This is a genomic window from Paenibacillus sp. J2R1T-4, from assembly GCF_059692235.1.
The window spans coordinates 17,295-31,778 of sequence record NZ_JCAUBA010000022.1; the positions used below are offsets into that span (position 1 = coordinate 17,295).

Below are 14,484 nucleotides of genomic sequence, written 5' to 3' on the forward strand. Positions count from 1 at the left end.
CAGATTTAACACGGGTCTTCCTTGTTAAATCGTCGCCCTGTCCCTAACCGTCCTTATAAATAGTTCGAAGCTTGCTCCACTATAATAAATTCATGATGACGTTGCTTAGTTTGCCGAAGTGGTTGGATCAGGCCGAGGTCCATTAACTGTCTCAGCACGAATCGACTTGCATCTGGCCCCTTCTGCAAACAGTAGCACACATCATTCAGTCGAAACGGACGATTCAATCTCCGAGCATACCGAAGCACTTCCCTCTCATTCACGGTCAACTCTCTATTCACCAGCCCTTGCCCACCTGCTGTTCGCCCAAGCATTTCATATACCATCCGACGGCAAGCCTCCGGGTTTTTATCAAGCTCGTCCCAAGTAAAAGGAACATATTTGTATCCATACATCGCCATCGTGCGCACACGCATACGTTCGAAATTGAACCGGTCCCTTGTAATTTTTTCTGCATGTGCTACAAAGCCTTCACTTTCAAATCCAATCTCGAGCGGCACATAAAAAGTATCAATAAACATTCTGACCCCAGATAAGCTCACCATTTCATATTCCAATATGAACCCTTCAAATGATTTAAGTACCGGCCATAGCACTTCACTGAATAATTTCTTTTCGCCGACTAACTCCTTTTGCAAATGCTCTAATCGCAGTCCACTCGCTGTCCGTTGCTGCTCCTCCAGAAACTTCTTAAACTCACGCTCGAACAAAAATATCCCCTCCCCCACCAGTTCACTTTGTAATAATAAGCAAATAAAAAACGCCGCCTGCTCCCGAAGGAGACAAACGACGTGTACTTCACGAAGTTTAATCCATAGTTCTACGTACTGTCTTACGAATGGAATACCACGGTCTTGTTGCCGTGTACGAGCACCCGGTCCTCAACGTGCCAGGACACGGCCCTGGCAAGCACGGTCCGCTCGATATGGCGCCCGATCCGCTTCAGATCCTCCACGCTATGGCGATGGCTGACCCGTTGAACGTCCTGCTCAATGATCGGACCGCCATCCAACTCAGCCGTTACATAGTGAGCCGTAGCCCCAATGATCTTGACCCCTCTGTCGTAAGCTTGCGCATACGGCTTGCCGCCCACGAATGCAGGAAGAAAGGAATGATGAATGTTAATGATGCGATCCTGATACAGGTCGATAAAAACTGGTGAGATGATCTGCATATAACGTGCAAGTACAACAACATCGATTTCACCTTCTGCAACAAGCTCAATCTGACGTTGTTCCGCTGCAGCTTTCGTATCAGCAGTTACAGGTACATGGTGATAAGGAATCCCGAAGGACTCCACCGTTTCCCGCATATCGGGATGATTACTTACCACAAGCGCGATATCCGCATCGAGATCACCTGATCTCCATTGCCATAATAGCTCAAGGAGGCAATGATCCTCCTTGGACACGAACAGAGCGAGTTTCTTGCGCCTGCTTGCTTCGGTAATTCTCCAGGTCATAGAGAACCGATTGGCCACTTCAGCGAATTCTTCCTCCAATGCTCCTATGCGGTTCTTCAAATCATGCAGATCGAATTCGATCCGGATGAAGAACAGCCCCCCTTCAGGATGCATCGTGTATTGATCAGATTGCACGATATTCGCCTCATGCTTGGCCAGAAAATGCGATACCGCCGCAACAATGCCTGGCCGATCCGGGCAAGAGATAAGCATCCGGGCGCGATCGTGATTGCGTCCAGAGGATTGCGTTAACAATGATTGATTCAAGCTCATGCTTCACTTACTCCTCTTATCCTGCTAAGCGGTCTGGAATACTTCTTTGCCAGCAAGCCATCCCGTTAGACGATGATTAATCTGCTCCTCCGACAGCTCAGGGAACAGACGATTCTCGAATACCATATCGTACAACCGCTCCAACGGCTCGCGAGCGTCCGCCTTCTTGGCTTTGGCATCGTTCTTAAGCAAATCCCAAATCTGCAGCACATACTCTCTCGAATCTATGGATTCCTTGGTGAAGAAATGGCTCAATCTCTCCAGATCCTCGAAGAATTGATCACCGAAGCGTCCGCCGGCATCACCGCGAAGAAGCGCCATTTCAGCTTCGTACATAGGCCGTTGAGTTTTATCATCTTTACCAATCCAAGGCGTCTCTAAGATCATTGGCAAATGCTGCAGGCTAGGATGATGAACGATATATTGCATCGCTTTGAATCCGATCAAGCCGGAGCCTATCGGAGCATGACGGTCCTTGCCTGCGCCTCGAAAGTTCTTGCTGTCATTCAAGTGAATAACGCCAAGTCTATTAATCCCAACGATGCGGTCGAACGAATCTAACACGCCGTCGAAGTCTTCCACAATATTATAACCAGCATCGTGTACGTGACATGTGTCCATACAGACAGCGAGACGACTGTTGTCTTCTACCTTCTCCATAATCGCTGCGATTTCCTCGAAGCTTCGACCGATTTCTGTTCCTTTTCCAGCCATCGTCTCTAGCGCAATATTAACATTAGTATCTTTCGTGCCGCTCAGCACTTCGTTCAAGCCTTCGGCTATCCGAGCAATACCATATTCAGCGTCTTTCTCGGTATAAGCGCCAGGATGCAGCACAATGTTACGCACACCAAGAAAATCTGTCCGGCGCATCTCATCTTGCAGGAACCTAACAGCCAGTTCAAAGGTGTCTTCTTTATAAGAGCCCAAGTTGATAATATACGGAGCATGCACTACAATTTCACCGATTCCATGCTTGTCCATTACTTCTCTGCCTTCGGCGATAAATTGGTCTTCTATCGGCTTTCTGCGCGTATTCTGAGGAGCACCTGTGTAGATCATGAAAGTACTAGAACCGTAAGACACAGCTTCATTTGCCGCATTCAACAATCCTTTATCAGAAAAAGAAACATGAGATCCTATCTTTAACATTAGCTTTTCACTCCTTCTTGGTTCACTCCCACCTATTTTAATACGAAACTACAAATAAATCTACGAATGGGGTATAATTCTATTTATATCGGCTTCTCAATATCTACTTCAATCCGAGGTGTTCCCTATGCCTTCCCAAACCTTTATGATCGCCATGATCTTCTGGGCCTTCATCTTATTATTCTTCATGTCCGTCGGCGGGTATTTCATGTTCCGCAAATTTATGAAAGTATTACCCAAGGCAGACGGCAAGTCCAAGCTTGATTGGCAAAATTATTATGTCGATACATCCCGCCATATGTGGACGGATTCCTCTAAGAACTTCCTGGAGCTGCTTGTCTCTCCCGTTCCTAGCCCTTTCCGCGACATCGCGCGTCACTCGATTGCAGCACGAATCGCTCAGGTGGCTTTGGAGGCGAATGCTACGGAAGTGACTCAGCAGCATTGTATTGAAGGTTACATTCTCGCTACACCCAAAAGAGATTATCCCAGCTTGGTCAAGTTTCTGGAAAAGCAAGACATTGACTATACGCCTTACAAACATTTGATGGTATAGATTGGCTGGATATTGGGTTGAGTGAATGAGGAATGAGTGAATGAGCAAGCCTTTGCGGGCTTGCTTTTTTAATTGCTTTTAGAGATGTTGGAAGAAAAAGAACTTTGACAACAATAGTTGTCTTAAATATAATTGTTATACTAACTATATACGTGGAGGGATAAATGATGTCACTGGAATCCAAACCATCTAATGTGTTTCATCATTCGGCCGGATTCAATCTAGGCGTAACCTATCGCAAAATATCCCAGCTGTTCACGCTCAGACTGAAGTCCCACGACATTACACCTGAGCAGTGGATCGTTCTTTATTGCATTGGCGAGAATGACGGAATGATACAGAAGGAAATTGCTGAGCTTGCCGGCAAAGACAGACCAACAACGACTCGCATCCTGGATGCTTTGGAAGCAAAGGGATTCATAATAAGGAAAAAGGGATTAACAGACCGCAGGTCTTTTCTGATCGGGATGACTGAGAAAGGACAGGAGCTGATCAGACAAACGATTCCTATTGAAAGACAAACCGTAGAGGACGCCACTCAAGGCATTACATCCGAGGAGTATGATCAATTATTGCGAATATTGAAACGGATCGGCGAGAATGTCGATCGACTTAGCGAGAAAGAATAGGAGATGAATCGCAGTTCCATGTCACAGCAACGAGATCTACAACAACTAACTCCGCCCCTATGGACGAAATCATTCGTCATCTTGACGTTATGTTACTTTCTGCTGTTCCTTAGTGTGCAGATGCTGCTTTCTCCTTTTCCGAGTTATGTAAAAGATCAGTTTCAGGCTGGAGATGTCACTGTAGGCCTGGTCACAAGCTTATTTGCTTTGTCGGCCATAGCCTCTCGCTTCCTGACTGCAGCCTTGATGAAAAAAGTACATCGGAACGTTCTGCTATTGATCGGAATTGGAATTGCAACCATTACTTCGATCGCATATCCTTTAGCGCATTCGGTGACGGTCCTGCTGCTGATCCGCGTCGGCTTCGGCGTTGGGTTCGGGATGACTAGCACCATCATGCCTACACTGGTTTCTCAGATCATCCCGCGCAGTCGAATCGGGGAAGGAATTGGTTATTTTGGCCTCTCGACGAGCCTAGCGATGTCGTTCGGACCCATTATCGGGTTATCGATGATGGATGAGTATGGGTTCACTTCATTGAGCATCCTGGGTGCCATTGTAATTGCTGTTATGGTGCCGCTGCTTCTTGGCACGCGATCTGTTCCAGCACCGCTTGGGGCATCAGCGGATGCAGGGAATCCGAAGCCGATTGGCGAGACAGACAAGCTCGCTGTTGCAGCCCATTCAGGTCGGTCGGACGCAGTGGATCAAGGTAATAATCATCCATTAACTAGTCGTTCTTTCCGTACCAGCCAACTGGTCTTGCCGGCCATACTAAATATGTTCATCGGGATTACTTACGGGGGGCTGCTAAGCTTTATCGCCCTGTTTGGCAAGGAAGTGCAGATTGAGAACATCGGCTTATTTTTCCTCTTTAATGCTGCAAGTATTCTTATTATTCGTCCCATATCCGGTAAAATATTCGATAGGAAGGGCCATGCTGCTGTCGTCATTCCAGGTGCGCTGTTGCTCTTTGCAGGGTTGACTGTGCTGTCATTTGCGGGCAGCTTACCGGTACTGATTGCGGCTTCTCTGCTGTACGGACTTGGCTTCGGCGCGATTCAGCCGACTCTCCAAGCCTGGATGCTGCGGGATTCGCCTCGTGAGAGGCATGGCACAGCGAACAGCTTATATTACAACGCCACCGACTTAGGTATCGCTTGCGGTTCCATGCTGCTAGGGGCCGTTGCCTCGGCGTCCAGCTACGCTACTATGTACCGTTACTCAGCCTTTGTAATGATCATTTTGCTCGCTGTATACGTGATTTTTATGAAGGTTCAAGCAAGGAAGGCCAAAAGTCTCGCGAGGTATGCAGCAGGTACCACAATTTAAGGAATAGTGAAGTTTTTTCTTGAGGATCTGGCCGTTACATAGGTCAGGTTCTTTTTTATTGAAGCTTGATCGGACTATGTTTCAGAAAAATAATCGAGGGACAAGAAAAAACGCCGACCAAGAAAGGCAGCCGTAAGGCGCTCTCTTATCCGCGTTTGGAGTGGATATTGTCGATTAGTGTGAAAGAGGGAATGAATGGACAACGAAGTTCAGCATCCCGGTTACGAGTTTCTCCTGATACTCATCCGTCGATAACAGCTCATCTTCTTCCGGATTGGTCATGAACCCCATCTCCAATAAGACAGACGGCACATTCGACCAATTGAGTCCTGTTAAGTCGTTACGCGGGATGATCCCTCTGGATTTGCCTTTGGTCGTGTAAATCAGCTCCTCCAGCAGCTTGGCCGCCAACTTCTTGCTCGCAGCTGATTGCGCACCGGTTGACGGATACAGCACGGAAATGCCTCTGGCACTCGAAGACTCGAAACCATCCGCATGAATGCGCAGGGCAACATCTGACTTTGCCTCGTTGCATAATAGCGCTCGCTCTTTATTACTAATGTCGACATCATGATGATCACGCACCATGACAACTCTGTAACCCGCTTCTTGCAATTTATCTCTCAGCTTCAAAGAAACCTCAAGCGTCAATTCATATTCCGGCTTGCGCGTGGCTACTCCCTTCGTCCCATACGACACCTTGGTCTTCATGTCTTCCGAGTCAGGCCCAGCAGGCTCCTTATCATGGTTACCAATTCGCTGGTGTCCGGGATCGACGCACACCAACGGCGCAAGCTTGGCGTCTGCCGCAGCAACCCCAGCGGACGCTGTCACTGTGCTGGCGCCAGCAACGGCGCTGACCAGTTGCGGCGCTGTAGTCGTCGCACCGCCGCCTGCGGCGCCAACCGCGCCGGGCGTTGCCGCCGGCGCATCGTCAGCGTGCGCTTCGCCGCCCGACGCAAGCTGCAAAGCGTCGGGCTGCACGAGGCTGCAGCCCGTAAGGCCCGCGACTGCCAGGCTAGCCGCTAGCAACAATCGCGCCGCGATTACTCTCGCGCTAAGCGCAGCGTTCATCGCGCCTCATTCACGCATATTCGCGCTCCTGCAGCCAGCGGAAGCTCTCCGCTACGCTGTCGAGCGAATTCTGACTGCAACGGTCCTGCTCAACGATCAGCCAATCGACCTCGGCTGAACGAGCAGCGGCTATGACAGCAGGGATATCGAGATCGCCTTTGCCGATCTCCACCGTATCAATAGCTCCACCGTCTGCGGCTTGGCGGAAATCTTTCAAGTGAAGGAGCGGCAGCCTTCCTTGATATTTCGCAATATAAGCGAGCGGGGATAATCCTGCATATTGCACCCAGCCCAGATCCAGCTCCACCTGCAACGCACTCGGAGAAGTCTGGGAGAAAAGAGCATCGAACAAATAATCTTCCCCAAGCCTGGATTCAAACTCAAATGCATGATTATGATAAGCAAACACCATTCCGTTCTCTTGAATGATGCGGCCTATTTGATCTAATTTAGGAATAATAAGAGCGAAGGCTTCACTGCTGCGATCACTTTCTAACAAATAAGGGCAAATGATATATTTACTCCCCAGCGTCAGATTATAAGCAATTTCTTCTTCCAGATTGTCGGTAAGCCGCTGCAGGTTAACATGACTGCCAATCGAAATCAGTCCCAGCTCATCCAGAAGTTCTCTCAAATCCTCAGCAGCCATCCCGCCGTATCCAGCAAACTCCACCCCGTGATAACCGATTTCTGCAACACGGCGAAGCGCCCCTTGGAAGTCACGAGCTGTTTCCTCACGTACGGTATACAGTTGTAGTCCTATTTGATCTTGTTTCAATGTAATCCCTCCATTAATATACTTGAGCTACTCCGCACCGATTATACAGAAGTCACCCAAGCTATCCAATGAACCCATCCCGCCAAACTTTACTTATCTGGCTATTTTTTTCTGAATCCATTATTCCATCATCCCCTGGCGATTCAACCAACGTTCACATAATTCAGTCCATACTTGAACATCCGGGATCTCATTAAGAATCCCTAGACCATGCCTGCCGTGCTCGAAGATGTGCATCTCATGTGGAACTTTTTTGGCTAGAAGCGCCATGGCAAGAATCAGACTATTCTCAGCTACAACGCCTCTGTCATCTGCAGTATGCCATATAAAAGCAGGAGGAGTGTTCTCGGTAATCTGTTTCTCACTGGATAAAAGCTGTATTAATGCTTCATCAGGCTCTTCCCCAAGCAAATTAAGCCTAGACCCCTTGTGACTGTAATCTCCATCAAACGTAATAACCGGATAGCACAATACCTGAAGATTCGGCTTGCTGCTGTATTGTTCAATCGGATCTGCAGCATTCTCTTGACCATCATCATAATGTACAGAAACGCTGGACGCCAGATGTCCGCCTGCAGAGAAGCCCAGTACTCCAATCCGGTTAGCATCTATATTCCAGGCTTCCGCCTGATGGCGCACATACCGAATCGCCCTTTGAGCATCAAGCAGCGGACAGGGATGCTGGTACGGTTTGACCCGATAACGAAGGACCACAGCACTAACCCCTATCGAATTCAACCATTGCGCAATAGGATCTGATTCGTGGGCAGCACGTCCTGCGTAGCCCCCGCCCGGACATACTACAATACAAGCAGAAGGGTTTCCATCCGGACGATTCAGTATATAAGGTTTCACTGCAGGTCTATCCTCAGGCCCAGTCCCCTTAGTATAAGGTGCGCCTTCTTGCCACAATTCAATCCATTCCACATCTGTGCTTAACTCTGACACGGCCATAGCCTGCCTACACCACCCAATTCTTTATATCGAAGCATCGTTTCATCCCTAACTAATTCGCTTCTTACTTAAATTTTCCTTTTTATTAATCGCGTGCATATAAGGAAACAATAAGAGGAGTCCTGCAACGTATAAACCAAATGCAAAGTATGCAGGGAGCAAGTGAATGAAGTCCGTATATCCAATCGCCATGTGCACGCTAAACCCAGCTATGAATCCAGGTAATCCGCCAAAAAGAAACGTCCACCATAACCATCGCTGTCCCTGCTGGATGCCCCATAAGGATGCCGCAAGAAGGGCTATTGCATTGGAGAATAAAGCACCCCCGAATCCAGCTCGATCATGAGCGATTAACGATAATAAATTAGAATTCGCATCATGAAGCTCGCCTGGGTGTGTGTGTAAAAAGGTTAAATCCTGGGGCACAAACACATGTGTAATACCGACGAATGAGATTGTAAGCCCGCCTGCAGCCAATGAGAACCCGAGCAGCACCATCATCAACTGTCCCCATTGGGCACGATACCAATCCTTATTATTAACCACATTAGGCTGGCGTTGACACAAGGGACGATTATCTTTTCCTCCGCGCATTCCCATAACAAACATCGGAAGCAGAAGAACTGAAACTGCCGCGTGCAGAGGATCGAAATATCCGTATCCCAAGTACAGGAAAAAGCTGCAAAACCCAATCAAGGCTGAGGCTAACAGCGCCGTACGCGCCCAATGCAACTGATATCTTTGGCCATAACGCGCAAATTGGGCATAGAGTATACCAATCGAGATCATCGTGCCAGCTAATGTAATGCGATCATGCGACATGAACGGCAGCAGATTGTCATTGTGTGAAGACAGCAAGTCCCTGCCTATCCCCAGATATTGCTCATCATAAGGGAGCAGAACCGTGGTAGCCGCAATAATCCAAGCTATAATTCCGCCCAGTATCATACTTAAACCGAATAGAAACATCCAACCCCAGTTGCTCCAAAATGACGGCGGTTGGGGTTCCGAAGCTTGTTCGTTCAATCGTTTATGTAAAATAGCTTCATTAATACGCTTGGGTAATCCTGGACCTGTATAGACTAATCCGCTATGTAATTGGACCAGATCCGCTCCTGCGTCCATCAATTCAAGCGCATCCTGCGGTTGATGGATCCCCCCGGCGGCAATGATCGCTATTCGCTGACTATAGCGGCTGCGGAACCATGCGACTTTGTCGAGACAAAGCTCTAATCCTCCCTTACCAACGGACACGCCCGCTTCAGTTGCGACCCCATCCCCTATCACAATTCCCTCTACATGTTGCTCTAAGGGTAACTCCTCCAGAAGTGCAGCTAATTGTTGAACTGGATAATCCAGCGGCACGTAAAGAAATAAGGGCTTATTGCCGATAACGGACCTCGCCACAGCTACAACCCGTAGTACATGAGCAACGGTTTGTTCCACTGGCCATTCATGATCAATCGTATCGAGATAGAAACCTGCTGCATATGGATTCAAGCTCTTCAGCAGTTGAAGCTGCTGCTCAATCGCTTCTTCAGTCGTGCTGCCAGGCATATGCCGAGTCCGGAACATGAGCGGCAACGCCTTCTTCTTGCTGCTAACGCTTGGTTCCAACTGCTGTACATGCTTATCCAAGCCGTCATTGACGTTAGAATCCGGATAAATAATCGCTTCTTTGTCCAATTCTCGTATAATGGGCTGTTCACTTGTGATTTCTTTTACCGTGACAGGCCCTACTTCGATGAATCCGAAGCCAATCTGCGATAATGCCTTTCTTCCAATCCCATGCACATCCAACCCGCCGCTTAACCCCACGGGGTATTTGAAACGCACATCCCACTTGGTCTGATCCAGGATAGGAAAAAGCTCCATATGTCCGAATGTGCGGATAACTAACGTGCCGCCAGGCAGCTTACATAAATTTCCCATAGCCCGCAAAGTAACATCCCTCGCAAGCTTAGCTGGCAATCGGAACAGGATGGGTCGGAATAAAGGATGATAAGACCAATCCGGCATAGCTGCAGCCTCATTTCCGCCTATAGTCAAAATTGCTTTGTTACATCTATTATACTTGATAATAGGCTAACCCCGACACTACTCGTTTCCACGCGATAAACTAATATTTCTTGTCTCTCAACAATAACAACCGCTTCACAAGGAAGCGGCGCTATACACTATAATGACCAGGTACACACATTCAACTTCCTTTTCCTTACAAAAACATATGCAATCTTGCTGTATTGTCACACACTTTTAGTCAATTGATCCGCCAACTGATGCAAGTTATTCAGGCTGATCTGCAGGCTGTCCATCGGATTGCTAGGACATTGATCCTGTTCAACCGCGTACCATTCCACTCCGTTCGCTTCTCCCCACTGCAGGATAGGAGCAAAATCGATAAGACCTGTGCCGACCTCTGCAAAAGTCTGACGCTCATCCGCGGTCATGTCCTTCAAGTGAATGATCGGCATCCGGCCGGAATAAGGCTGTATGAACGACAGCGGATCGTAGCCGCCTTTCTTCACCCAGTACACATCAATTTCTGCCAGCAATGCATTATCCGCAGAAGGCTCTAGCAAGTATTCAAGCGCATTAACGCTGCCGACCTGCTCCTCCAGCTCAAACGCGTGATTATGGTAGCTCAAGCGGAACCCTTGTGGAGCAATAGCTGCCGCAATACGGTTCAATTCTTCCCGCACAGCCTGATAGCCTTCCGTATTGCGCAACTCTGGCGCCAGATAAGGGCATACTACATCCCGAGTATGGAACAACCGGGCTTCCTCAAGCACAATATCCAACTCGTCACGCAATCTCTCCAGGCTAACGTGAATCCCGGCCGTACCGAGCCCTGTTTCTTTCAAAACATCGGCAATTTCTTGCGCAGTATATCCGCGAAGACCAGATATTTGGACACCAGCCCAGCCCATCTTCTTCAGTTCTCGAAGAACACCTGGGAAATCCTGCTCCAGTTCATTGCGCAGCGTGTAGAGCTGTGCGGCGAATTTATGCTTCATCTTGTATCGCACTCCTCTTGTTTTATTCAGCTTGCTCTATTCCCTCCAAGCTTGCCCGCCCCATTGTATCATTGCCGCCTTCTGCCTACTAAGCCGCGGTTGTCCAATTCACGCTGCCCATTTATATATGGTTGTTGTATTATGCTCCATTTGTGCGGAACTCGCTTGCAGAAACACCCGTGAATTTCTTGAACAATCTGGAGAAGTACAGAGGGTCCTCGTATTTCATTTCACGAGATATCTCTTTTACCGTAAGGTCGGTTGTCAGGAGCAGCTTTTTCGCCTCGGCCATCTTCAACCGGTGCACATACTCGTGAAGTGAATATCCGGTATATTTGCTTACCAAACGACGCAAGGTTGGTACTGAGATATGATTGTGTTCCGCTAACGAATCCGCATCTATCGGCTCGTACAAGCAGCCCATAATATCGTCGAGCACTTTGTAGGCTGTGCCCGACCGTGTGATACTACTTGTTGAGCCATTAGCTGTACGCGCCTGCGCAAACTCCAATAGCAACGACTCCAGAAGCAGGGATGCTCGATCCGCATGGTCAGCGATCCCGCTCTCCATCAGCATAAGAATGGTCTCGATCTTCTGCTCGTACCCCTCTCCTGCGTCCAACTGCACAGCTAATCCCCTGGAAACCATTCCGCTCTCGATCCATTCCTCTACACGCGGACCCGTGAATCGAATGTAATACTCCTCCCACGTACCGCCCTCAACTGGTCCATATGTGAACACCGACCCGGGATATACGAAGAAGAGTGAGCCTTTACCGACCTCCTGCACAGGTCCGCCATCTATCTGCAATGTTCCCTTACCGCCAGCTAAGTAGGCAAAAGCCCAACAATCGAACGTTACGCCGCTGCGTCTAAGCTTACGTCCTGGCAGATGGCCGATCTGCGGAATGTGCAGACTTGTGATTTGCAGCCGCGAAGGATCGACCATTAAATCAACTATCCGCAAGGGGAGTGAACTGATCGTATAGTCCATCAATTTGGTCATCGAATGCATTTCCTCCCTCGTTGTTCCCTGATATAGTTTCATTATGAAGCTTTTCTTACAAATGATAAAGTCCATATTCATAAGGAGGTACAATGTATGAATACCCTTAGTTCAGCTGAATGGCAAGTTATCTTCCGTGACGTCAACACCGCAAGCGAAATGATGCGCCGTTACTACCGGATTGTCAAGGAATCCATGAGGGCCATGGCTGGTTATCTGGTGAAGATGCAATCATGGCCAGGCAAGAAAATGTTAGCCAAGCATATTTGGCTGGATGCGGCTCATGCGGATTGGTTGCGCGCCCGTGCGCTCGAGCTGCGTTACCCTCGCGTCGATGTGGATGAAGATTCTGACCGCAATCTGATCCTAGTGCTGGAGAAGTTGCCTACTGCTGCATCGGATGCGATATTTCTGACCTATATCTATGAGGTAATCAAACCCGCTCTGCTGCAATCGTTCCAAACGTATTTATCAGAGAGCGATCCGCTTGATGATGCTCCTTCTCATACTTATTTGAACCGGATCGTTCCAGAGCTGCAGCTCGAGCTTGCCGAGTATCAGGCTGTTCGGAATCAAAGCCAGTCCGAGAATCTAATTCCACTTGAGCCTTCGGCGGAAGCCGTCTCCTTCTTAGCAGACATCATGGCAGCTTGCGGGGGCATTGAAGGACCCGATCGTCATCCGAACGGCAGCAACCACACCGCTTATCTCTCACAGCCTGATTATGAGCTGCCTACTGAAGGCGGGCGTGAGCCCTCGTGGGAGCCTGCTGTTATGCAGGTGCCGCCTCGCAGTCCGCAGAATGAGATTGAGCATCGTGTGTGGTTGGCTATCGATCATGCGAATGAGGTGTGGGCATCGGAGACTCCAGCTGCTTTGATGTGGGTTCACAAAGGGTTGCCGTGGCCGCTTTATTTCAACGCGGCACGCTGGTGTTATGATGAGATGCGCCACGCTATGATGGGGGAACAACGCTTGAAGGCGATGGGCTTCAGGATTGGCATCGACTTCCCGATGGTTCCTGACCATTGGCGAACCTTTTACAACGAGCAGGGACTGGGCAGCCTCCTGCTTCTGCTTCATGGATTAGAACAAAGAGGCCCATTGTTCAAAGCCAAGATGAAGCAAGAGCTTGCGGAGCAGAACGATTATGAGGGCTCCCAGGACTGTGATTACGATTGGGCGGACGAATCCGGCCATATCTCGTTCGGTCTTGCATGGATTAAAGCCGTCTATCCGGATTGGTCAAAGGAACGTATTATGTCCGAGACACAGGTTCTCGTGGAAGAATGGTGGGCCTGGATGAAACGTTATAAGGACGAAGGCCTTCATCAATATGACAAATTTATGGAGCGTATTGAAGAACGAGTACAAGCGTACGCCACTCGAAGTAATTAATCCTACTATTAAGAAGTAAGATTAATTTATTCTCTCTCGATCCTGGGTGATCCTCGCAACAGTCTTTGTGACTTTTGCAGGGGCTCACTCAGGATTTTTCCATCTATACCTAGCAAACTGAGCATTGCGATTCAACTTTTAACTGCAAAAGCTGCAGGTAATTTTCCGAGATCTAGGCATTTTACCCAAATACCTGCATTTCCTACCGTTAATTCTTTGAAATCCGGCTCATTCCGGTAAAGGTCTGATGATTAGATGCAGGTTCTACAGTAAAAATTCAAATTGCTACCCTTTGAGAGAAATTAGCTGCAGGTTTTGCAGTAACTTCTAAGCACCTGCCACCTGCCACCTGCCTCCTGCCTCCACTTCTCCCTTCTATCCGCTAAATCCCGCAGTAACGCCTAACTTATCTAATAGTAACACCCAATTGGTACTATTTCGTCCAAAGGAGATTCAGTTAGCCAGTGCTAGTATAGGTTATATGGGCGGAAAAGACAGGTTTTTCTAGGATAGCCAACTTTACTACTGGTTATTGGCCGGGGTTTGAGGAAAACCGTGTAACAATGAGGAAATAGAGGATAGTCAGATTGGCTATTTAATGACTGAGCAATGAAATGGCCCAAATAGACAGTAGTAACATGGCTTATCTGAAGCGGCGTGCCACTACAATCCAAACTGACCACTATCCTGCTCCACTCATCCTCCCCGCCTCCTTATCCTCTCCTCCTTAGTTCCTAAGGTTCTCCCTTTAAGCTCGATCCCCCACTAAGAGTCATTCAATATATTGAATGACTCTTTGACTTTCCCTCATCCCCCACCTCATCCACCCTCATTTTACCAGTAGCATCTTCTC

The 14,484-nt window shown here is 48.4% G+C and carries 13 protein-coding genes; 4 read left to right on the forward strand and 9 right to left on the reverse strand.

From position 1 onward, the window contains the following. Nucleotides 1-53: 53 nt before the first annotated feature. From AC58QD_RS27105 to AC58QD_RS27115, 3 genes are all read right to left on the reverse strand, one after another. A complete protein-coding gene (locus AC58QD_RS27105) occupies nt 54-710 on the reverse strand; it encodes a hypothetical protein (RefSeq protein ID WP_497338166.1) in 657 nt (218 codons plus the stop codon). 122 nt (nt 711-832) lie between these two features. Continuing rightward, nucleotides 833-1,735 (reverse strand): formyltetrahydrofolate deformylase, encoded by a 903-nt coding sequence (purU, locus tag AC58QD_RS27110; protein WP_497338167.1) that lies wholly within the window; start codon nt 1,733-1,735, stop codon nt 833-835. A gap of 24 nt (nt 1,736-1,759) precedes the next feature. Further along, entirely contained in the window at nt 1,760-2,887 is a 1,128-nt protein-coding gene (locus AC58QD_RS27115) for a deoxyribonuclease IV (RefSeq protein WP_497338168.1), read from the reverse strand. 127 nt (nt 2,888-3,014) lie between these two features. On the opposite strand from AC58QD_RS27115, the gene AC58QD_RS27120 reads away from it, so the two are divergent. From AC58QD_RS27120 to AC58QD_RS27130, 3 genes are all read left to right on the forward strand, one after another. Next, complete coding sequence (locus AC58QD_RS27120) at nt 3,015-3,443, forward strand: DUF2621 family protein (RefSeq protein ID WP_497338169.1); 429 nt, start codon at nt 3,015-3,017, stop codon at nt 3,441-3,443. Between the two features lie 164 nt (nt 3,444-3,607). Then, nucleotides 3,608-4,072 (forward strand): MarR family winged helix-turn-helix transcriptional regulator, encoded by a 465-nt coding sequence (locus tag AC58QD_RS27125; protein WP_497338170.1) that lies wholly within the window; start codon nt 3,608-3,610, stop codon nt 4,070-4,072. Between the two features lie 18 nt (nt 4,073-4,090). Continuing rightward, nucleotides 4,091-5,404 (forward strand): MFS transporter, encoded by a 1,314-nt coding sequence (locus tag AC58QD_RS27130; protein WP_497338171.1) that lies wholly within the window; start codon nt 4,091-4,093, stop codon nt 5,402-5,404. Nucleotides 5,405-5,578: 174 nt separating this feature from the next. Here AC58QD_RS27130 and AC58QD_RS27135 read toward each other — a convergent pair whose 3' ends face one another. From AC58QD_RS27135 to AC58QD_RS27160, 6 genes are all read right to left on the reverse strand, one after another. Continuing rightward, nucleotides 5,579-6,478, reverse strand: coding sequence for an N-acetylmuramoyl-L-alanine amidase family protein (locus AC58QD_RS27135; RefSeq protein WP_497338172.1), 900 nt, complete (start codon nt 6,476-6,478; stop codon nt 5,579-5,581). A gap of 10 nt (nt 6,479-6,488) precedes the next feature. After that, nucleotides 6,489-7,256, reverse strand: coding sequence for a sugar phosphate isomerase/epimerase family protein (locus AC58QD_RS27140; protein WP_497338173.1), 768 nt, complete (start codon nt 7,254-7,256; stop codon nt 6,489-6,491). 120 nt (nt 7,257-7,376) lie between these two features. Continuing rightward, nucleotides 7,377-8,204 (reverse strand): alpha/beta hydrolase, encoded by an 828-nt coding sequence (locus AC58QD_RS27145; RefSeq protein WP_497338174.1) that lies wholly within the window; start codon nt 8,202-8,204, stop codon nt 7,377-7,379. Between the two features lie 54 nt (nt 8,205-8,258). Beyond that, nucleotides 8,259-10,229 carry a dihydroorotate dehydrogenase gene (locus AC58QD_RS27150; protein WP_497338175.1) on the reverse strand — a complete coding sequence of 657 codons (1,971 nt, stop codon included), beginning with the start codon at nt 10,227-10,229 and terminating at the stop codon, nt 8,259-8,261. 227 nt (nt 10,230-10,456) lie between these two features. Continuing rightward, entirely contained in the window at nt 10,457-11,227 is a 771-nt protein-coding gene (locus AC58QD_RS27155; protein WP_497338176.1) for a sugar phosphate isomerase/epimerase family protein, read from the reverse strand. Nucleotides 11,228-11,366: 139 nt separating this feature from the next. Then, complete coding sequence (locus tag AC58QD_RS27160) at nt 11,367-12,233, reverse strand: AraC family transcriptional regulator (protein WP_497338177.1); 867 nt, start codon at nt 12,231-12,233, stop codon at nt 11,367-11,369. 96 nt (nt 12,234-12,329) lie between these two features. On the opposite strand from AC58QD_RS27160, the gene AC58QD_RS27165 reads away from it, so the two are divergent. Then, nucleotides 12,330-13,631: a hypothetical protein gene (locus AC58QD_RS27165; RefSeq protein ID WP_497338178.1), complete on the forward strand. Its 1,302-nt coding sequence runs from the start codon at nt 12,330-12,332 to the stop codon at nt 13,629-13,631. Nucleotides 13,632-14,484 lie beyond the last annotated feature (853 nt).

Coding starts and splice junctions, on each gene's coding strand:
- AC58QD_RS27165 (WP_497338178.1), top strand. CDS start 12,330: ATGAATACCCTTAGTTCAGCTGAATGGCAAGTTATCTTCCGTGACGTC.
- AC58QD_RS27115 (WP_497338168.1), bottom strand. CDS start 2,887: ATGTTAAAGATAGGATCTCATGTTTCTTTTTCTGATAAAGGATTGTTG.
- AC58QD_RS27125 (WP_497338170.1), top strand. CDS start 3,608: ATGATGTCACTGGAATCCAAACCATCTAATGTGTTTCATCATTCGGCC.
- AC58QD_RS27130 (WP_497338171.1), top strand. CDS start 4,091: ATGTCACAGCAACGAGATCTACAACAACTAACTCCGCCCCTATGGACG.
- AC58QD_RS27155 (WP_497338176.1), bottom strand. CDS start 11,227: ATGAAGCATAAATTCGCCGCACAGCTCTACACGCTGCGCAATGAACTG.
- AC58QD_RS27135 (WP_497338172.1), bottom strand. CDS start 6,478: ATGAACGCTGCGCTTAGCGCGAGAGTAATCGCGGCGCGATTGTTGCTA.
- AC58QD_RS27160 (WP_497338177.1), bottom strand. CDS start 12,233: ATGACCAAATTGATGGACTATACGATCAGTTCACTCCCCTTGCGGATA.
- purU (WP_497338167.1), bottom strand. CDS start 1,735: ATGAGCTTGAATCAATCATTGTTAACGCAATCCTCTGGACGCAATCAC.
- AC58QD_RS27150 (WP_497338175.1), bottom strand. CDS start 10,229: ATGCCGGATTGGTCTTATCATCCTTTATTCCGACCCATCCTGTTCCGA.
- AC58QD_RS27120 (WP_497338169.1), top strand. CDS start 3,015: ATGCCTTCCCAAACCTTTATGATCGCCATGATCTTCTGGGCCTTCATC.